The sequence below is a fragment of the Nocardia australiensis genome (assembly GCF_020733705.1).
GTDB classification, from domain to species: Bacteria; Actinomycetota; Actinomycetes; order Mycobacteriales; family Mycobacteriaceae; genus Nocardia; species Nocardia australiensis.
This window is the reverse complement of sequence record NZ_JAJFZM010000002.1, coordinates 570,861-590,385: the sequence shown is the minus strand read 5'-3', so window position 1 is coordinate 590,385 and position 19,525 is coordinate 570,861. Positions and strand designations below refer to the sequence as shown.

Genomic DNA, 19,525 nt, shown 5'->3' with positions numbered 1-19,525 from the left:
AACGACGGGACACCGGGTGCGATCAGCTCGGTGATGCAGTGCTCATACCGCATCGCGGAGGCGGCTCGATAGTTCTGCGTCCCACTCGCTGATCGTGTCCGCGTCGGTGACGATTGTCTGGAGCAACGGCGACATGTGATACCCGAGGCTGCGACACAGTCGCTGCGAGCCACGCATGAGGAGATCCATCACCGTGGACGACAGGCATTGCTGGTTACTGGCAGATCCGAACCAGTTCGGCGAAGTCTCGTCCTGACCTGACTCCGTTCGAGAAACCGAATGCCCTGCCTCAGTGGGCATTCCATCTGCGATCTGCGGCGAGCGTGGTCCATTCCCGGCCCCATGTCTCGCGCCTGACCCGATCCAACAGCCAGTCGATGCCGCCTCCCGACAGCAGCAGGAGGGTGGACATTCCGACGAAAGCGGCCACCGCGACGGCTATCGAGTCCCGAAGCGCCCCCGACGCACTCGGAGGCGGTGGCACCTGATTGCCATCGGCCGAAACCCAGACCAGAATCCGATCCCCCTGTCTTGCCGACGGTTTCGTGGTGATCTGCCCATTGTGCGAGGTGCCCGAGAATACCCAGTGCCCCTGCACCGAGACGGCAGTGGACGGCGCGTCCATCGGTGCCGTCGCGACCGGCTCCGCATCGGCGTCCAAGGTCGCGTCGACTGTGTGCAGGACCGATCGCAGCTGCTCACTTCGCTCGACTAGCCGGTCGTGCGTCACCATGCCCAGCGTCACCGCGACCGGAATCGCCAGGACGATCGCCGCGACCACGATGCCGTGCAAAACCGACTGCACGCGATAACTGGTCCGCATCAACGGGTTTCGCCGCCATGTGTACATGATCCGCGATTGCCACGGCACCAATCCATTACTGTCCATCGCCCAGCTCTTTCTGCCGTCGTCCCGCGCGCGGATCGGCGTGGGATCAGGGGCTTCCATCAAGCATCGCCGCAGCGCACACCCGTCGGAAGGGCGCAATGGCCAGTCGAGAAGGGCAATCGGTCCCACAATTCAGGACCTTCCGGCCGTCCGGTACAGACCCGTGCGGTCCCCGCGAAGCGGCCGTTACGTAGGACAGTCATTGCGACTCCTTGCCAACCCGCTCCCCGGCCTCGAAGGGGCCCAGTTGGGCGACGAACCAATCGCGTGCCAGTTCGGCGACATTTTCCAGCGCACCGGGTTCGGGGAACAGGTGGGTCGCGCCGGGCACGACCGCCAGCGTGGTCTCGCACGACATGGCCTCCTGTGCGAGCTGATTCAGTTCCAGTACAACGTGATCGTGTCCCCCGACGATCAGCAGCGTCGGTGCGCGCACCCCGGCCAGCGCCGCCCGAGCCAGATCGGGTCGGCCACCGCGCGAGACCACCGCGGCGATATCGACACTGGTGTCGGCCGCGGCCTGCAGTGCCGCGCCGGCGCCGGTACTCGCCCCGAAGTAGCCGATCCGCAACCCCGCCACCTGTTCCTGGAGGGTGAGCCAGCGGGTGACCTCGACCAGCCGACCGGCCAATAGCCCGATATCGAAGACGTTAGCGCGGTCGATTTCCTCCTCCGGTGTGAGCAGGTCGAACAGCAGCGTGCCCAGTCCGGCTCGGTTGAGCACACTCGCGACATAGCGGTTTCGGGGGCTGTGGCGGCTGCTGCCACTGCCGTGCGCGAACACCACCAACCCGATGGGATCCTCCGGAATGGTGAGATGCCCGGCGAGTTCGACCTTTCCGGCTACCACCCGCACTTCGTCGTCACGCAGCAGCGGATCCCCGGCGGGAACCTCCAGGGGGGCCGGGACGCCGTCGCCAGCGCGGCGCAACAGCTCGACCACCTTCTTATCGGAGGTCTGTCCGAAGTGGCGGTACCACAGGCCGACAGCGAGGAAATGGGTGGGCGCCTCGAGAGAGATCACCTCATCGGCTTCTTTCGACAGCGCCGTCAACGAATCCCGCGCACCGACCGGAACAGCAAGCACGACACGCGAAGCCCCCTCGGCCCGAGCGACCTGACATGCCGCGCGCGCGGTCGCGCCGGTCGCGACACCGTCATCGACGATGACGGCGATGCGCCCCGCCAGCGGAATCCGTGCACGACCGGCCCGGAATACCTCCGCCCGCCGGATAAGTTCTGCCCGCTCATGGCTTTCCACCCGAGCCATTTCCGCGGCGGTGAGCCGCGCGTCGGCGACCACGAAGTCATTGATCACCCGGACCTCGCCCTCGCCGATCGCACCGAACGCCAGCTCCGGCTGATACGGCACCCCCAGCTTGCGCACCACGATCACATCCAGCGGCGCACCCAACGCCCGGGCGACCTCGAACGCGACGGGTACACCGCCACGAGGCAAACCGAGAACCACGGCGTCTTCCACACTCACAGTGCGCAGCCGCGCGGCCAGTCGCCGACCGGCATCGCCACGATCGAGAAATAGCATCGGAACCTCCTCGGGAGACACATCCAGATTCGCGTTCGCCTGCGGTCGGCGGCAGATCTCGAGGTCGCCGATCCAAGAGCCGTTGGTCCTCACCGATTCGAACAAGCAACCAGCCGGAGGATCCCGGCTGGAAAGGAAAGTAGGTGCCAGGTGGTGACCTTCGCCCCTGTCGCCCATGCTCCGACCGTCGCACGGTGGACAAGACGGATACGAAAGGCAGGCCCCGCTATGCCTCGTCATGTCGACCCGTTCGCTCCCACAGTCGATCGGGCACACAAATGGTTGGGTGTTATTGCTGGCACGATCGGCACGGACGACCGTGCCTTTACCTATCGAGTCGTCCGCGCTTGGCTGCACACAGTGCGTGACCGCATCGGTGTCGACGCCGCGGCGCACTCGAGCGCACAGCTGCCCGAACTGTTTCGCGGAGTCTTCTTCGAAGGATGGATACCGAGCCGCGTCCCGGTCAACCACCACGTCGATGAATTCATCGAGCAATTCGCCAGCGCCGCCGGGATAGCCGAGGTCGAGGTTCCGGCCCTTGCCGGCAGCATCACCGACGCAATGGACTCGTCGTTCTCCCCCGGCCATCTCCTGCCGGTCTTCGCCGTGCTCCCCGGGCGCTTGGGTGACATCCTCGCGGGCTCTCCAACGACTCGGTCGCAGTCGAGGCAGACGAGGACATCTTCGTCTTCCGGTCGGCGGCACAACAGGAACGGAATTGACGCGAGCAGTATCCGACGCTGCGGAAGACTCCGCCACATTTCTGGCCGCTTCGAATAGGAATCTCATGGCCGAGAGCACATTGACGATCTACGCGGGCGACGACCAGCGAACCCTGGCCGGAACGCCGTTTCCCGAACCTTGCGTCGCTCGGGTCGTCGACCCCGACGGCGCCGGACTCGAGGGCATCGAGGTCTCCTTCACCCTGCGCGGGTCGGCCGCCCCCGTCTTCCCCACACCACCGAGCCTCGACGGCATCAGCTGGCACGCCATCACCAGCTCCGAAGGTATCGCGGCAACTATCCCGATCACCCCGTTCTTCGTCGGGACTGTCGAGGTCCATGTCACTGCGGAGATGATCCCGGGCCCGGATCCCATCGATTTCAACCTCAACGCCACCTGAGCACGCCCAGTGGGGAATGGCGCTCCAGACGGCTCGAAGACCACCACTGCACTGGTCCGGGCCTGCGGTCAGGTCAGCTGGATCGTGTGCTGGTCCGCGTCGATCGCGCGGCGCATGTCGGTTCGCGACAGTTCGTAGCTACCGCATTCACAGTGGGCGGGCACCAAGTCGTCGGTGAAGCGGTCGCCGTCGAGCAGATCGGCGAAGCGGGTGCCGGTCCGACTCGCGTGATGTGGCTCGTCAACGAAATCTCGGTGCCCATGTGCGTGTGGGCCGACCGACGACTCGTATACCGCGCCGACCGTGGTGTCGAAAACGGTCGCGACGTGGTGGCTGCGACCGCAGCGCACACGCAGTACCGCATGGTCGTCGCGCCCCTGCCCGAGGTCGTCTACGGCACGGCGGGCGGCGAGTTGGCGTTCGGCTGGGCTGAGGTCGGCGAGGTTGCTCATGGATTCCTCCAGTGGTGATGTGTGCCCTCTCGAACACGGTCCAGGGGGTCTAGGGGTGTTCGCCGCTCGTGTGCTGCATCGACGAGAAGTGTGCTGCCGCAATGTCTTCCTGCGCTCGCAATTGCTCGGCGGTGAGTACATGGGCGTCGGGACCGGGGTATGTGAGGGCGCGATGGCCGGTGTCGGTCCAGTGCACGAGATACGGTGGCGAACCGTCAGGTGAATGGACCTCCTCGATCAGGCCGCGCCGAGGGGTGTCATCGATCGTGCGTCCCTCGACTAGCAGCCAATTACCCTTTTCGGCGTACATATCTGTCTCCTTAGGTGATGGGAGTGATCAGGCCGTAGTGCCCGTCGTAGCGGTGGTAGAGCACGCAACCGCGGTTCAGGTCGCGGTCGCAGAAGAATACGAACGGCCATCCGGCCAGTTCGAGTCGCTCGATAGCAGTCTCGGTGCTGAGCACCGGAGCCGGTGAAAGGCTGATCGTGATCGGCGTCGTGCCACTGGTGACGGCACGAGGGCGTGGATCGACTTGGGCGAGGCGGTAACCGGTGTCGCCGTTGCGGTAGAGCACGCTGTCCACGTGGCTACCCGATTCGGTGAACAGGTGGAACTCGTAATCCATCAATTCCATATCGAACGCCGCCTCGTCACAGGTTTCGGTGGCCAGCGCGAACGACTTGCGCCGTACCACCTCACGCAGCTCGGCGGGTCGCTGGAAGTACGGTGGCCGCGCGGCAGGGAGGTCACCGTGACGCCACTCGTGCGGTCCGCGAACCGGTCGTCCGCCGCGCACGGCCTCCCAATGCCGTGACAGCCGTTGTAGGCGTGACCGCAGCCGTGTCTGCAGTAGATCGACCGCCTCCAGCGCGGTCGCGGCCGTGACCTGAACTCGCACCGCACGGCCACCCATATTCACGTTCGCCTGGGCCACAATCGGATTCTCGACCGCCGGATCCGCATGCGCGGTCAACCGAACCCGTGCCAAGAGCACCGGTTCGGATGCGTAATCCAATGCGTGGCCGATCTTCTCGCGTGCGTAGTCGACCGCGGCGTCGGGTACGTGTGGGCCTATCGATATCGGTAGGGCGGGCCTTGTATGAGACGGACTTTTGTACATGACATCCTCCTGGTTCAGCCGACGATGTCACCGACCGATCCCCGCCGACAGAGCCGAAAGTCTCCAGCAGCAACCCCGCGCGACCAGGTAGAAGTGCTCTGCGGAGCAGGACCTTCGCCCCTCGCCTCCGCAGTCATATGCCGCCGATGACGGTCAGGGTCTCCTGCTCGACACAACCTGGCTAGGAGGCAGACGTCGCCCGCAGGCTGCCAGAGCCGGTAACCCGGCCCGAGCGGTTCACCTTGATAAAAGCCCTGGTAGAGGTCGAGGATCCCGGTCGCCTTGGCCGCGAAATCGGGGTCACGCCGGAAAATCCACGACTCGTGTCGCCAGGGTTTGATCGGGTTCTCCACCAGGATCCGACCAACGGCCTCGCATCCGGGCCTTTCGGCACTGTAGCGGGCCGTCGGTACCCGGGGACGCTGATTCGAACAGCACCCGTATCAGCAGGATTCGATGCTCGACACTGTGTTCCGTTCACTCCCGCGCGTCAGATCCTGCTCAGAGAAGGAATGAGCGTGTCCGGTATCGAAGGTACCCACGTGTCGACCATATTGACAGTCACGCTGAACCCGACTGTGGACATATACCTGGAGGCGCCGCGGCTGATCAGTGGCGGCAAGAACCGCGCCAAGTTGAGCTCGGTCCAAGGGGGTGGCGGCGGTATCAACGTCGCGCGTTGCATCGGCAGGCTGGGCGGTTCCGCTACCGCATTGCACACCTCCGGCCGCGAGGTCGGCCGACGGCTCGACCGCCTGCTGGATGAGGAGGGTATGGACCATCGCCGGATCGAGATCGGTTCCGATACCCGCGAAGCGATCGTTGTCGCCGAGGAATGGACCGGGCACAGTTACCACATTGTGCCGCCTGGTCCCGAACTCGCCGAGGTTGAAGAAATCCGATGTTTGGAAGAGATCGTCGTCGCGGCACAACACTGCTCCTATGTCGTGATCACCGGCAGCGCCACACCCGGACTCCGCGACGACTTCTGCGCCGAGGTCGCCCACCGCATCCGCCCCTACAGCACCCCGATCGTCCTCGACATCACCGGAATGCAGTTGCGAAAACTACTGCAAGAGCCCGTATTCCTGATTCGCCTCGACCGACGAGAAGCGGCCGACCTCATCGGAAGGCCCATAGCGAACTTCAACGATGCCCGCGCCGCCAACAACTATCTACTCGACCTCGGTACGACCGAGCACGCAGTCACCACGGTCGGCGCACTGGGTGCCGTGTGCTCCGACCGGGACATGCACTACGAGATATCCGCGCCGCCGTTGGCAGGGCCGCCCCGCAGCGACGCGTGCGCTGGCGACAGCTTGGTCGCCGCTGTGACTTATCAACTGGTCCAAGGCAACCCCTGTGTTCGTGCCTGCGAATATGGAGTGGCCGCCGCCGCGGCCACCGTCATGCTGCCCGGTACCGAAGTGTTCGAACGCGCAACCGTCGACGCCCTTCTCCCCGAAGTGCGCACCCATCCAACCAGCCGACGCTGACTCGCGGTCGACGATCGGCCGCACTCCTCTCTCCTACACAAGAACTTGACGCACGTGTCGCGTCTGATTACGGCGAGTCGCCGCGGCTCCCAGCTACGTACCAACCACCAGTAATTTGCGCTGATGGAGTAGGCGGGTGTAGTGGTCATGTCCGCCTCCGAGCTTCTGCGCGAAATCCCGGCACCAGTCCTCGCCATGATGCACGATCAAGCCCTGAGAGATGCCCAACTCGCCTGCGACACCACTGAAGCTGGTCCCGTCGTAGCCCTTCTCGGCGGGATGGCGCGTGAAAATATCGAGAATTGCGCCCGAGGCGAGGCATCCGACAAAACGAAAGCGCGTTCACAAGACAGGAAACCGACGTTGATGTGGAGGATCAGGGCAAGCAGTAGCAGGCAGCCCGCAGCAACGACTCCGCTACATCAGTGCCGCTTGGGGCGAAAATGCGATGACGTGTCGTGGATCGGCGAGTGGGTGGCGACAGATCATTGCCGAGGCGAGTTCGCCCGCGAGGTAAGATTCATCCCGGGGCTTGTCGAAAGGCGAGGTCGGGATGCATGAACTGGCGATAACCCAATGCTTTGTCGACGCTGTTTGTGAGCATGCGAGAGGGCGCGCGGTGCGCAACGTGGCGGTCGAGGTCGGCGCGTATCTCGGTATACGGTCGATCCCCGACCTTCGGCGTTATCCGAAGATTTGCCACATGTGAGATGAGCGTCCACGTGCGTGCTCGTTGCCGGGATCGGCAATATCTTCCTCGGCGACGACGGATTCGGCCCCGAGGTGGTCGGTCGGCTAACCACAGTGTCGGAGGAGAACAGCGGATCGTCGACTACGGCATCCGCGGGTTGCACCTGGCCTACGACCTGCTCGACGGGTGGGATGCGGTGGTGCTGGTGGACACCCTGCCGAATACCGACGCCGATGGCGCGGCGCGGACGCTGGCCGGGCTGCGTCTGCTCGGCAGCGGAGACCAGCCGTGAGCGCCGACCGCGTTCGCCGCCGCCTGCTCGTGCGGGGCGTCGTGCAAGGCGTCGGATTCCGACCATTCGTCTACACCACGGCCGTCGAGCTCGCGCTGACCGGCAGTGTCGCCAACGACAACGACGGCGTTGTCATCGAGGTCGAGGGCGCCGAGGCATCAGTGCGGGAGCTCATTCGCCGGGTGCACGACTCCCCGCCACCGCTGGCCGTCGTCGCTTCAGTCGAGCAGACCGCGGTCGATATTCGCGGCGGTACTGGATTCCTGATCGGGGACACCCTGCGCGGCGGCGCCGGACGCACCCTGGTCTCCCCCGACGTGGCGATCTGTACGGACTGCGCGCGCGAACTGCGCGACCCCGCCGACCGCCGCTACCGCCACCCCTTCGTCAACTGCACCAACTGCGGCCCGCGATTCACCATCATCGCCGGGCTGCCCTACGACCGCAAGCGCACGTCCATGGCCGATTTCGCCATGTGCGCGCGCTGCGACCGCGAATATGCCGACCCCGCCGATCGGAGGTTCCACGCCCAGCCCATCGCGTGCCCGGACTGCGGGCCCATCCTGTCCTACATCGGGCCCGGCGATCCGGCGCGGCCGCTCGCCGCGGCGCGCGAATTGCTGTGCGCCGGAGGCATTCTCGCGGTCAAGGGCATCGGAGGCTACCACCTTGCCTGTGACGCCGACAACGACACGGCCGTGGCCGAATTGCGCCGCCGCAAGCGGCGCGGCAACAAGCCGTTCGCCGTCATGGTCGCCGACCTGGACACCGCAGCGCGGATCGTGACCATCGATCCCACCGGCGCGGCCCTGCTGAGCAGTCCACAGCGGCCGATCGTCCTGCTGCCGCGCGGCGAACGGCCCGTCGTCGGCGCGGTCGCCCCCGGCAACCCCGACCTCGGAGTCATGCTCGCCTACACCCCACTGCACCTGCTGTTGTTCGGCCTGCCCGGCGACTCACCGGGCCCCGGCGTGCTGGTGATGACCTCCGGCAATCTCGGCGGCGAGCCGATCTGTTACGACGACGCCGACGCCCGCACCCGCCTGGCCGGGCTCGCCGACGCTTGGCTCTGCCACAACCGGCGCATTCTCGTCCCGTGCGACGACTCGGTGGTGCGTGTCGTGGACGGCGCCGAACTGCCGGTGCGCCGCTCTCGCGGCTACGCGCCGCTGCCGCTGGCGCTGCCCATCCCGGTTCCCCCGACCCTGGCGGTCGGCGCCGACCTGAAGAACACCTGCGCCGTCGCCGATGGACGTTACGCCTGGCTCAGTCAGCACATCGGCGACATGGACGATCTGGCCACCTTGCGGGCGTTCGACACGGCGCGATCCCACCTGGAGGAACTCACCTGCGTGCACCCGACCCAACTCGCCGCCGATGCTCACCCCGGCTACCGTTCGACCGCGTGGGCCCATGCGCATGCGGCCGACCGACCGGTGCACACCGTGCAACACCACCACGCGCATCTGGCCGCAGTGATGGGCGAGCACGGGATTGATGCGAACGAGATGGTTCTCGGTATCGCCTTCGACGGCACCGGGTACGGGCCCGACGGCGCGGTCTGGGGCGGCGAGGTTCTCGTCGCCGGATACAAGGGCTACCGGCGCTTGGCGCACCTGTCCTATGTGCCCGTGGCGGGCGGCGACCTCAGCGTCCGTAAGCCCTACCGGATGGCACTGTCGCATCTGCGTGCCGCGGGCATCGAGTGGTCCCCCGGCATCGCTTCGGTCGACGAATGCCCGAGAGCCGAGCGTGCCGTACTCGAGCACCAATTCGACACCGGCCTCGGCTGCGTGCCGACCTCGAGCATGGGCAGGCTGTTCGACGCAGTCGCCTCCCTGGCCGGGGTGCGGCACGTCGTCGACTATGAGGCGCAGGCCGCGATTGAACTCGAAGGCATCGCACGCGGGGCCTGCGGTGCCGCGGGCCGGTACCGATTCGCTTGGCGCGACGGCGATCCTGCCCGGGTCGACCCCGCCCCGGTGCTCGCCGATGTCGTCGCCGACGCCGCGGGCGGTACGCCGCCCGCGGTCATCGCCGCCCGATTCCACGCCGCCGTCGCCGACCTCGTAAACGCCGCGGTACGGCGTTTTGCCGCGCCGCAGTCGGTGATCGCGCTGTCAGGCGGTGTGTTCCAGAACGCGCTGTTGTTGTCGAGTTGCACCCGTTTGCTGCGGCGCGACGGATTCCGCGTCATCAGTCATCGCAGACTGCCACCGAACGACGGTGGGATCGCGTTCGGTCAGCTCCTGGTAGTCGGCGCGGTGTGAGCGAAGGAGACAAGCGATGTGTCTTGCGGTTCCAGGAAAGGTCCTCAGCGTCCACGAATGCGACGGCACCTTGATGTCGGAGGTCGACTTCGGCGGCGTGCACAAAGACGTGTGTCTGCAATACATCCCAGACGTGGCGGTGGGCGATTACGTCGTGGTGCACGTCGGGTTCGCGATCCAACGCCTGGATGAAGAATCCGCATTGCGGACGCTGGCCGAGTTCGAACATCTCGGCGTGCTGAAGGAGGAGTTCGGCGACGGTTTCGCGCTCGCGGCGAAGCAGGCCGGTATCGACAACCCCGACGCCCCACAGCCTGGGGCGAGCTATTCCGACGCATCCGCGTCGGGCGCGACCGTCGACGACCAGGAGGCAAAGTCATGAAATACCTGGACGAATTCAGCAATCCCGAGCTGGCGCGACACCTGCTCGACCACATCCGCGCCGCCACCAGCAGGCGGTGGTCGATCATGGAAGTGTGTGGCGGACAGACACATTCGATCATCCGCCACGGCATCGACCAGCTGTTGCCCGATCAGATCGAGATGATCCACGGGCCCGGTTGCCCCGTGTGCGTCACCCCGCTGGAGGTGATCGACAAGGCTCTCGAGATCGCCGCCCGGCCAGGGGTGATCTTCTGCTCCTTCGGCGACATGCTGCGGGTACCCGGCAGCCACAAGGATCTGTTCCGGGTCAAGAGCGAAGGCGGCGACGTGCGGGTGGTCTACTCTCCACTGGACGCGCTGGAACTAGCCAAGAACAACCCGGATCGCCAAGTGGTGTTCTTCGGAATCGGATTCGAGACCACCGCGCCCGCCAACGCGATGACGGTGTACCAGGCCCAACGACTCGGCATCGAGAATTTCTCACTGCTGGTCTCCCACGTGCTCGTCCCACCCGCCATCGCGGCGATCATGGAGTCGCCCAGCTGCCGGGTCCAGGGATTCCTCGCCGCCGGGCACGTCTGCACGGTGATGGGCACTGGCGAATATCCGCCGCTGGCCGAGAAGTACCGGGTTCCGATGGTGGTCACCGGATTCGAGCCGCTGGACATCCTCCAAGGCATCCGGCGCACTGTGCTCCAGCTCGAGCAAGGACGCCATGAGGTCGAGAACGCCTATCCTCGTGCGGTCGCCGCAGCCGGGAATCCGGCGGCCAAGGCGATGCTCGAGGACGTCTTCGAGGTCACCGACCGGGCGTGGCGCGGCATCGGCGTGATCCCCCGCAGCGGCTGGCGACTGTCGCCGCGATACCGCGACTACGACGCCGAACAGCGTTTCTCGGTCGGCGATCTGCACACTGCCGAGTCTTCGGTGTGTCGGTCCGGTGAAGTGCTCCAAGGCTTGATCAAACCTCACGAGTGCGCCGCGTTCGGCACGAAGTGCACCCCGCGAAACCCGTTGGGTGCCACAATGGTCTCCTCCGAAGGCGCCTGTGCCGCGTACTACTTGTACCGGCGTCTCGATCTTCCTGCGGGGGTCGCCCATGCCTGAGACCAATGGCAGTGGGGCAGCCGCATCGCCACCACTTGATATCGATGGTTGGGTCTGCCCCATGCCGCTGCGCGACGCGCCCAATATCGTGATGGGACACGGCGGCGGCGGCGCGATGTCGGGTGAGCTGATCGAGCACCTCTTCCTGCCCGCGTTCGGCGCGGCCGCCGACACCGAGCTCGGCGATTCGGCGGTACTCCCCCTCGCCGGTGTCCGGCTGGCGTTCTCCACCGACTCGTTCGTGGTCAAGCCGCTGGTGTTCCCCGGCGGCTCGATCGGTGACCTCGCGGTAAACGGCACCGTGAACGATCTGGCGATGTCCGGCGCCCGGCCGGTGGCGCTCTCGACCGCGTTCATCCTCGAAGAGGGCACCGCGCTGGCCGCAATCGCCCGCATCGCCGAGGCGGTCGGCACCGCCGCGCTCGCGGCCGGAGTCCGGTTGGTCACCGGCGACACCAAGGTCGTCGACGCCGGGCATGGCGATGGCATCTTCGTCAACACCGCGGGCATCGGACTGGTCCCAGAAGGCGTCGATATCCGGCCCCAGCGGGCAAGGCCCGGCGATATCGTGCTGGTCAGCGGTGAGATCGGACTGCACGGTATCGCGGTACTGAGCTGCCGGGAAGGCCTCGAGTTCAGCACGACCCTGTGCAGCGATACCGCGCCGCTGCACGGATTGGTCGCGGCCATGGTCGCCACCAGCGCGGATGTGCATGTGCTGCGCGATCCCACGCGCGGCGGAATGGCCGCCTCCCTCAACGAGATCGCCCGCGCCGCGCGCGTCGGTGTTGAGCTGGACGAACGGGCGATCCCGGTGCCCGTCGGGGTGCGCGATGCCTGCGGGTTGCTCGGTCTCGACCCGCTGTATATCGCCAACGAAGGCAAACTCGTCGCGTTCGTCCCCCCGGAGGACGCCGACCGCGTCCTTGACGCCATGCGTGCGCATCCGCTCGGCGCCCATGCGGCAGTCGTAGGTCATTGCGTTGCCGAACATCCGGGGATGGTGGTGGCCCGCACGGCCCTCGGCGGTACTCGCGTCGTCGACCTGCCCGCTGGAGAACAGCTACCGCGAATCTGTTGAACATGGCGGTGGCTCCGCCGACAAGTGGGAAAGATGGGACTGTGGGATGGCAACAGTCTGCGAGGTGCCTGGGCCGGATTCGACGGTGGACAGCGGCGCAGCATCCTCGGCATGGCAGCAACGATCGTCATACTGCACATCGTGGGATGGGGACGCTGTTGTTGCCGGTCGTGCCCGACGAATACATGGTGGACGGCGCGATGGCTGGGCCCCGGTGGCAGGTCCACCGGGGCCCAGCCAACGCTGCGCATTCTCGCAACACCCGGGATCGTCGTGCTAACTGCGGCCGATCCATGGTCGGCTCGAGTGCCACTGGATCATCAGGCACCGATTCGCACACCTGAAACCAGGTCCTGCTCACTTCGAACGTGTTCGGTCACAAGGACTGCTCCTCTTATGGGGCAACATCTTCCGTCAGCTCTCGACAAAGCTGACACCCGCCGTCAGTTGGAGATGACGAAATCGACTACGGAGTGAGCGATCTCGCGCACGCCGCTGTCGAGGACATCGGATCGATAGGCTTCCCAGTTGGCGAGTTTGGATGCATCTCGTCCGGCACCGCGAGAGAGCATGCGCGCACGGATGTCGGTGATCGAACTGTCCAACCAGATCGTGGTGACTGACGGAGATAGTGGTCCCTCGTGGAAGGTGTGTAAGTGCTCGCGCAACAGGATGCCGGCGGCGGCGGCCTGTCGGATCGGTGATAAGAACGGGGCGTCGAGCACGATCGGGTGACGGACCGCGATTGTGAGCGCTGTGCGGATGAGGCTGTCGTAGATTCCCGGGGCTACCACCGAACGATATGTATCCGAATCCCGGTCGAAAGGGTCGCCGGTCAACCGCAGCATTACCGACTGCTCGAGGCGTGGCGCCAGGCTGTCTTTGTCCAAGACCGAGGCGCCCGCGCGGGCGGCGAGATAGCGTGCGGCTGTGGACTTTCCGGAGCCTGGGAAACCACACATCACGAGCGCGCCGTGCCCATCCAATCGGCCGACAGCATCAGATAGCGCCAATGTTGCCGATTCTGAAAGCGTGGATACCGGCGGACCCGATTCACGATGCACGCTTGCCAGTCCACCACAGACGTATGACAAATTTTCACACAGTCCTTGACGGATGCGGGGCCGTACCGAGTGAATAGGGAAGGCGCGGCCGGACGGCTGTGTCCGACCGGCAGCCGTTGTCGAGTGCCACCCAGTGGTGCGGTTGCGGTCACGACGAGGGGGTGAATTCGGGCAGGGTTAGGGCCGAGTGGGCCAGGCGTCCTGTCGTGGGGGGCATGGTGGCGAGCTCACGCAGCATGTTGTTGCGCTGCTGCAGGGCTCGAGCCGTGGTGGGGAAGAGTGCGGCGTCACCGTTGCCGATCTGCGCCTGGTTCATGGTCACGAACTCCCGGGTGTTGTTCTCGTAGGCCGCGAAGGCAGCGGTGTGGTCCTGGTTGGTGGTCAGCGAACCTGCGAGCATGTAGGCGCCGACCAGCGCGAGGCTGGAGCCTTGTCCGGTCAGGAACGAGGGTGCGTACGCAGCGTCTCCGACGAGCGCGACGCGGCCCTTCGACCAGCGAGGGATGTGGATCTGGCTGACCACGTCGAAGAACAGATCATCCGCGTCGCGCATGGCGGCGACCATGCGCGGGACTTCCCAGCCCGCGTCGGCGAAGACCGCGGCGACCAGGTCCCGCTGGGCTTCGGGGTTCCGGAAAGCGCCGAACGGCGGTTCTGGTCGGGCGAAGTTCAGCAAGACCTGCAGTTCGTCGTTGTCCCCTACTGCGGCAAGGGCCGCGGCTCTGCCCGGGGTGTTCCACAGCACCACCTCGTGGGAGAGTCCGAAGGTGTTGGGCATGGTGAACCCGGCGAAGCAGTAGCCGAGGTAGCGGTGGAACTGCTCTTCGGGGCCGAACACGGCCTCACGAGTGTGTGAGTGCAGACCGTCGGCGCCGAATACCAGGTCGAACGTGCGCCGGTCGCCGCCGTGGAAGGTGACGTCGACCCCGTGGTGGGACTGGTCGAGCGTGTCGACTGCGTCGTCGAAGACGAAATCCACGTCCTCGCAGACCGCCGCGTGCAGAGCCGCGACCAGATCCCCGCGGCGCACTTCGAGATCCCGTCCAGCAACGCTGCCGGCGACGATATGCGGGTTGAGCGACGCCACCTGGGTGCCATCTGCGTCGAGGAAGGTTATTCGGCCCGAGTTGACGTGCGCGTCGTGCAGTTGCGGCAGTATCCCCATCCGTTGGACGACCTCGAGCGCGGTACCGCGCACGTCGATCGGATAGCCACCGCGACGCGGTGCGCTTGCCTTCTCCACCACCGTGACCGTGAATCCGTACCGGTGCAGCCAGAACGCCAGCGCGACTCCGGCGATACTGGCCCCGGAGATCAGGACCTTGCCTTTCGGCGTAGTACCCACGTCCGCCCGCAGACCTGGAAGTGTCATGCCCGGGCTCCTTTCCTCACGGCAGTGACAACGAGAAGCGACAGCGCGGCGACGACGCCGGCGACGACAAACCCTGTGACGAAAGCCGATTCGGCCGGGACGCCCGACACGGGGTGGGTTCCGGCGGTCAAGATCGCGCCGCTGACCTGGACACCGACGGCGGAGCCGACCACGCGAGTCACGAGGACCAGGCTGGTGGCGATACCGGTGTCGCTGTGATCGACAGCGGGAACAACGCTGGTGAGCAACGCCGTGATGGAGGTGCCGCTCGCCAGTGCGATCAGCGCCTTCGCGACGACCAGGTGCCAGACCGCGGTGTGCGCACACGCCAGGCCGATCAGCGTGGCCGCCATGACGACGATCCCGGCGATGGCCACCGCACGCGCGCCGAAACGCCGCGCCGCGAATCCGCCTACCGGTCCGCTCACCGCGGCGGCGATGGCACCGGGCAACAGGAATCGTCCGATGTCGGTGGCGCTGGCCCCGAACCCGTACCCGTCGCCGGATTCCGCGAACAACTGTGGGACGAGATACATCGACGTCGCGGAACCGATGCAGATGACGAATGTCATCACACACGAGCTCCACACTTCCGGCGTTGCCAGCATGCGCAGATCGACCATCGGCGCGGCCGCTCGACGCTCGACGACGATCCATCCGGACGCGAAGGCGGCCGTGACCACGGCTACGGCGCCCACCGCGAGTGGCTGCGTCCCGACATTGGGTGCCATGGAGAGCCCGGCCATGAGCGACACCAACGTGCCGCTCAAGAACACGACGCCTGGCCAGTCGATACTGCCGTCCGACCAGGCCGGCGGATCAGCAGGCAGCAGCCCGTTCACGGTCACCGTTGCCGCGATGATCGCGATCGTCGGTAGCGCGAACATCCAGTGTCGGGACAGTCCTTCTGCGACAGGACCGGCTAGCAGCGTGCCCGCCATGCCGCCGCCGATGAACAATCCGGAGACCACCCCGATTGCCACCTGCGACTCCCCCGGCGGAAGGTATCGGCGCACCAGGATGAACGAGAGGGGCAATGCGCCCACCATCGCCCCCTGCAGTACCTGGCCGAGCAGCAACATCGGCATGTTCGGTGCCAGGGCGGACAACAGACCACCGACTGAAACCACTGCCATCAGCCGGACCAGGACCCGCTTGCCGCCGTAGCGGTCGCCGAGTTTGCCGGCGATCGGTGTGACGACTGCGCCGGTGATGAGCAACGTGATGCTGAGCAGCGCCCCTTCGGCAGGGGTGATCGCCAGCTCGCGTTGCAGCAGCGGTAGGGCCGGCGTCACCACCGACTCCAAGGTGCCGGCCGCGACGGCGAGCATGCCGAGGGCGGCAACAGCAGACCTCCCGATACGGACCGGGGGAGCAATGATTTCGGACACGGACGTCCTTCCATCGTCGATGGGCGAGCAAAGGTGTGCACCACGCTCGGAGGCGATCCGGCGGCTTCGTCGCCACCCACGATCAAGCTACACCGCGAGTGTAGATTGACTACACTGGGAGTGTAGATCGGCTAGGATCGGACTATGCCGAACACGAAGACGCTGCGTGAGGGTTCCGCCCAGAAGCGAGCCGCCATCCTCTCGGCAGCCCGGGAGCTGTTCCTCACCGACGGATTCGACCAGGCGAGCGTTGACGCGATCGCCGAACGCGCCGGGGTGTCGAAGCGGACGCTCTACGACTACTTCGGCGACAAGCAGACGCTGCTGCAAGCCGTCGTCGAAGCCACTTCCCACTCGCTACTCATCACGGTCCGACGCACCCTCGACGACACCCTCATCAACCTCACCGAAGCCGCCGAGCTGGAGGACGCCCTGGTCACCTTCTCGATGCGGATCGCGACCGACATGCTCGACTCGGCGGAGTACGCCGCACGGCTCCGACTGGTCCGGACCGAATCCGCCCACCTGCCCCACCAGTACGACGACGCCATAACCGCCCAAGTACCCGAGGAAGTCCTCGGCGAGCGGTTCACCGCCCTCGCCGAGGCTGGGCTGCTCGACATCCCCGACGCGCGACTCGCGGCCGACCACTTCATCGCGCTGACCTTCGGGGTCGCCATCAACAGGCTCGGTTCACCGAACGCCGCACAGGACGCCCGCGGCCGACCACTCATCGTCGAGGGGGTACGTGCGTTCCTACGGGCATACCGGCCCAGCGAAGATGCGTCGACCGCAGCGATGCCTGCGCCCAACGCGGGGGCGTGACCGCTGCCGGGCGGGTGCTGGCCGGCTCGACGTGCTCCGGTCAATTCCAGCTTGATCAACTCCCCTGCCCGGAAACGGGCACCTTCTCACACCACTCGGCCAAGCTGTCCTCGCCGCACGCCCCGTAGTACCGCATCCAGCCGCGCGCGATCGGATTGATTCGGTGCGCGAGTTCGGCGAAGTCGAGCCCAATCTTGCGATGCGGTCGCCATCGGCGGTTCTGCTCGCTGATTTTGTTGCGGGCGTCGTCGCTGATCGCCGGTGGCGACTGGGCAGGTGTGCGCGAGCAATGTCCAAGATAGTGTGAATCCCGTTGAGTGGGATAGGAATTCCGTTGAGCGGGTCGGTTGCGGCGAATGCGGGGAAAGGTCGGGCAGCGGATTGGAACGGGTTCTAATGTCGGCCCGCATGAAGAATTCGATTATTTCGCTGATCGGCGCCGCCTTCGCGACCGTCGCGCTGACGGCGGTAACCACACCACTCACCGCCGTTGCCGAACCGAACACCGCGGCAGTTGGCGCCCGGATCGAGTTGCAGGGCGCGGTGAATGTCCGCGATATCGGCGGGTACCGCACCTACGACGGGGAAACGGTCAAGTCCGGCAAGGCGATTCGGGCCGATTCGCTGGAGAAGCTGACCGACGCCGATATGCAGAAGCTGGCGGGCCTGAACTTGCGTACGGCGATCGATCTGCGGACGCCAGCCGAGGTGCAGTTCGCAGGTCAGGACAAACTGCCCAATGGCGTTGCGCCGGTTGTCCGGCCGATCGACGACACCGGGCTGTTCCAGCAGATGATGGCGGCGATTCAGTCGGGGGATCCCCAGCAGCAGGAGGAGTTGCTCGGTAACGGCAAGGCCGAAGAACTCATGGAGCGCGTTTACGGCAGCTTCCTCAGCGCGGGATCCCGCACCGCGTTCGGCCAGACGATCCGCGATCTCGCCGCCACCGATAAGGCGACGCTCTACCACTGCACCGCGGGTAAGGATCGCACCGGTTGGCTCACCTACGTGCTGCTGCGCGCGGTCGGCGTGCCGGAATCCACTGCGCGGCAAGATTATCTGCTGTCGAACCAGTACCGCGCCGCCGCGGATGCGAAGCTGCGCGAGCAGGTGAAGCAGGCCGGCCTGATGGAAAACCCGGATCTGCTCATTCCATTGCAAGAGGTCCGAGATGCATACCTGGACAACGCGATTCAGCAGATGGAGCAGGACTACGGCGACTTCGGAAAGTTCCTGACCAATGGGCTCGGCCTGGACGGTGGAACGATCCTGAAGTTGCGCAAGAACCTCGTCGGCTAGCCGAACCCCCCGGTAGGTTCTGGCCGCTCCGCACTCAGCGGAGTGGCCAGAACCGCATCGTCGGACACCACGACGGCGCGGCAGCATCCAAGACCGGACTCGCGGGGGTCATCGGATTCGCGGCAGTGCGCATGGTGCGCGTCGTGCGCAAGCTGTGGCAGCAGGCAACACCTGCCCGTCGAAATCGGCCTGAACATCCGACGCAACGACAGCGGGGGCTGCACCAACATGCAGATCCCGCAGAGTGGCTGCGGGTAGCCGGCAGTCGGCTTGGTCGCGCGCATCGCGACAAGCGACTACCGGCGCATCGCGGTGGTCCGGCCCGGTTCGGGCTGCAATGATGTCGGGTATGAGCGCTCCCGATGAGCAACAAGTACTGCGTGTAACGGCCGAGGGGTTCGCCGAAGGGGCGACTGCCGAGCTCGGTGACATCGAGATCGTGGACGGGCGCGTGGTCCGACTGATGGCCCAGAGCCCGGTGCACAGCCGTGTGGTCCGGCGGCTGGCTGGGATGCTCGAGGCGGCCCGGCGCGACGGGGGGCCATGCATGGTGGTGGATTCCGACGTAGCCGCACGATTTCCTGATGCGGAATCCGCATCAGCTGATCGTCGATTGAACATCCGCTACCCCGACATCTGGATCCGGGACTGCGAACCTTATGACGTCAACACGGTAAGTGAGCACATTCTGCTGGTGGTCGAAGTCACCTCCGAATCAACCATTGATGTCGATATCACCGACAAGCGAATTCAATTCGCAACCGCGGGCATTCCTCGGTACCTGATCGTCCGGCTGGATCAGAAGGAAGAACGCATCGAGGAGATCGAGGAATACCGCCTCGACTGGTCCGGTCGACGGTACCGAGTACACACGGTCCATCGACGTGTGCTGCTGCTCGACGAGCCGGTCGAGGCGACCATCCCATTTGACGTGCTGGAACAGTCTTAGCGGCCGGTCGGATGTGGGTCCAGATGGCACTGGAGATCGCAAATGCATTGTGTAATCGAGGATTTGGTCACCGGACCGAACCTGCGGTGGAGCCCGACTGTGATCAGAACTCCTCCGGGCCCCTGTCCGTTGTACTGAGCTACTTCGCGCACCTGCGGGTGGACATCGAG

20 protein-coding genes and 1 pseudogene are annotated in these 19,525 nt (G+C 65.6%); 12 read left to right on the top strand and 9 right to left on the bottom strand.

Translation table 11 applies throughout. The annotated features are described in order from the left end of the window. Positions 1-289: 289 nt before the first annotated feature. Positions 290-889 carry an Rv1733c family protein gene (locus LKE06_RS17520; RefSeq protein ID WP_228000273.1) on the bottom strand — a complete coding sequence of 200 codons (600 nt, stop codon included), beginning with the start codon at positions 887-889 and terminating at the stop codon, positions 290-292. A 199-nt stretch (positions 890-1,088) separates the two neighbouring features. Further along, the gene (locus LKE06_RS17515) at positions 1,089-2,435 is read right to left on the bottom strand and encodes a phosphoribosyltransferase (protein WP_228000271.1); all 1,347 of its coding nucleotides are present in this window, start codon (positions 2,433-2,435) and stop codon (positions 1,089-1,091) included. A 228-nt stretch (positions 2,436-2,663) separates the two neighbouring features. Between LKE06_RS17515 and LKE06_RS17510 the strand changes: the two genes are divergently transcribed. Then, positions 2,664-3,218, top strand: a complete 555-nt coding sequence (locus LKE06_RS17510) for a DUF2267 domain-containing protein (protein WP_228000269.1) — start codon at positions 2,664-2,666, stop codon at positions 3,216-3,218. Between the two features lie 7 nt (positions 3,219-3,225). Continuing rightward, complete coding sequence (locus LKE06_RS17505; protein WP_228000267.1) at positions 3,226-3,561, top strand: Ig-like domain-containing protein; 336 nt, start codon at positions 3,226-3,228, stop codon at positions 3,559-3,561. A 68-nt stretch (positions 3,562-3,629) separates the two neighbouring features. Here the strand turns inward: LKE06_RS17505 and LKE06_RS17500 are convergent, their stop codons facing one another. The 3 genes from LKE06_RS17500 to LKE06_RS17490 are packed head-to-tail and all read right to left on the bottom strand — an operon-like array spanning position 3,630 to position 5,134. Further along, positions 3,630-4,013 (bottom strand): hypothetical protein, encoded by a 384-nt coding sequence (locus LKE06_RS17500; protein WP_228000265.1) that lies wholly within the window; start codon positions 4,011-4,013, stop codon positions 3,630-3,632. A gap of 49 nt (positions 4,014-4,062) precedes the next feature. Further along, on the bottom strand, positions 4,063-4,323 hold the full coding sequence (locus tag LKE06_RS17495; protein WP_228000264.1) for a DUF1918 domain-containing protein: 261 nt from the start codon (positions 4,321-4,323) through the stop codon (positions 4,063-4,065). 10 nt (positions 4,324-4,333) lie between these two features. Further along, complete coding sequence (locus LKE06_RS17490; RefSeq protein ID WP_228000262.1) at positions 4,334-5,134, bottom strand: sigma 54 modulation/S30EA ribosomal C-terminal domain-containing protein; 801 nt, start codon at positions 5,132-5,134, stop codon at positions 4,334-4,336. A gap of 518 nt (positions 5,135-5,652) precedes the next feature. Here LKE06_RS17490 and LKE06_RS17485 point away from each other — a divergent pair. From LKE06_RS17485 to hypE, 7 genes and pseudogenes are all read left to right on the top strand, one after another. Next, positions 5,653-6,630 carry a 1-phosphofructokinase family hexose kinase gene (locus LKE06_RS17485; RefSeq protein ID WP_228000261.1) on the top strand — a complete coding sequence of 326 codons (978 nt, stop codon included), beginning with the start codon at positions 5,653-5,655 and terminating at the stop codon, positions 6,628-6,630. Between the two features lie 553 nt (positions 6,631-7,183). Continuing rightward, the gene (locus tag LKE06_RS33225; protein ID WP_372477374.1) at positions 7,184-7,339 is read left to right on the top strand and encodes a DUF6893 family small protein; all 156 of its coding nucleotides are present in this window, start codon (positions 7,184-7,186) and stop codon (positions 7,337-7,339) included. Positions 7,340-7,356: 17 nt separating this feature from the next. Then, positions 7,357-7,568, top strand: a pseudogene (locus tag LKE06_RS17475) (hydrogenase maturation protease); the annotation flags it as partial. A gap of 41 nt (positions 7,569-7,609) precedes the next feature. Next, positions 7,610-9,883, top strand: a complete 2,274-nt coding sequence (gene hypF, locus LKE06_RS17470) for a carbamoyltransferase HypF (RefSeq protein ID WP_228000259.1) — start codon at positions 7,610-7,612, stop codon at positions 9,881-9,883. Between the two features lie 16 nt (positions 9,884-9,899). Then, positions 9,900-10,265, top strand: coding sequence for a HypC/HybG/HupF family hydrogenase formation chaperone (locus LKE06_RS17465; protein ID WP_228000257.1), 366 nt, complete (start codon positions 9,900-9,902; stop codon positions 10,263-10,265). Next, complete coding sequence (gene hypD / locus LKE06_RS17460) at positions 10,262-11,374, top strand: hydrogenase formation protein HypD (RefSeq protein WP_228000256.1); 1,113 nt, start codon at positions 10,262-10,264, stop codon at positions 11,372-11,374. The genes LKE06_RS17465 and hypD overlap by 4 nt, the downstream gene beginning before the upstream one ends. After that, a complete protein-coding gene (gene hypE, locus LKE06_RS17455) occupies positions 11,367-12,455 on the top strand; it encodes a hydrogenase expression/formation protein HypE (protein ID WP_305082806.1) in 1,089 nt (362 codons plus the stop codon). The genes hypD and hypE overlap by 8 nt, the downstream gene beginning before the upstream one ends. A gap of 443 nt (positions 12,456-12,898) precedes the next feature. Here the strand turns inward: hypE and LKE06_RS17450 are convergent, their stop codons facing one another. From LKE06_RS17450 to LKE06_RS17440, 3 genes are all read right to left on the bottom strand, one after another. Continuing rightward, positions 12,899-13,468, bottom strand: a complete 570-nt coding sequence (locus LKE06_RS17450) for a P-loop nucleotide/nucleoside kinase family protein (protein WP_228000254.1) — start codon at positions 13,466-13,468, stop codon at positions 12,899-12,901. Between the two features lie 199 nt (positions 13,469-13,667). Beyond that, on the bottom strand, positions 13,668-14,891 hold the full coding sequence (locus tag LKE06_RS17445) for an FAD-dependent monooxygenase (RefSeq protein WP_228000252.1): 1,224 nt from the start codon (positions 14,889-14,891) through the stop codon (positions 13,668-13,670). Further along, positions 14,888-16,282, bottom strand: coding sequence for an MFS transporter (locus LKE06_RS17440; protein WP_228000250.1), 1,395 nt, complete (start codon positions 16,280-16,282; stop codon positions 14,888-14,890). Before LKE06_RS17440 ends, LKE06_RS17445 begins: the two co-directional genes overlap by 4 nt. A 144-nt stretch (positions 16,283-16,426) precedes the next feature. Between LKE06_RS17440 and LKE06_RS17435 the strand changes: the two genes are divergently transcribed. After that, on the top strand, positions 16,427-17,107 hold the full coding sequence (locus LKE06_RS17435) for a TetR/AcrR family transcriptional regulator (RefSeq protein ID WP_228000247.1): 681 nt from the start codon (positions 16,427-16,429) through the stop codon (positions 17,105-17,107). 55 nt (positions 17,108-17,162) lie between these two features. Here LKE06_RS17435 and LKE06_RS17430 read toward each other — a convergent pair whose 3' ends face one another. Beyond that, on the bottom strand, positions 17,163-17,339 hold the full coding sequence (locus LKE06_RS17430; RefSeq protein WP_228000656.1) for a group II intron maturase-specific domain-containing protein: 177 nt from the start codon (positions 17,337-17,339) through the stop codon (positions 17,163-17,165). 176 nt (positions 17,340-17,515) lie between these two features. Here LKE06_RS17430 and LKE06_RS17425 point away from each other — a divergent pair, with 176 nt between their 5' ends. Both LKE06_RS17425 and LKE06_RS17420 read left to right on the top strand, forming a co-directional pair. After that, positions 17,516-18,406 (top strand): tyrosine-protein phosphatase, encoded by an 891-nt coding sequence (locus LKE06_RS17425; protein ID WP_228000245.1) that lies wholly within the window; start codon positions 17,516-17,518, stop codon positions 18,404-18,406. 349 nt (positions 18,407-18,755) lie between these two features. Further along, a complete protein-coding gene (locus LKE06_RS17420; protein WP_228000243.1) occupies positions 18,756-19,355 on the top strand; it encodes a Uma2 family endonuclease in 600 nt (199 codons plus the stop codon). Positions 19,356-19,525 lie beyond the last annotated feature (170 nt).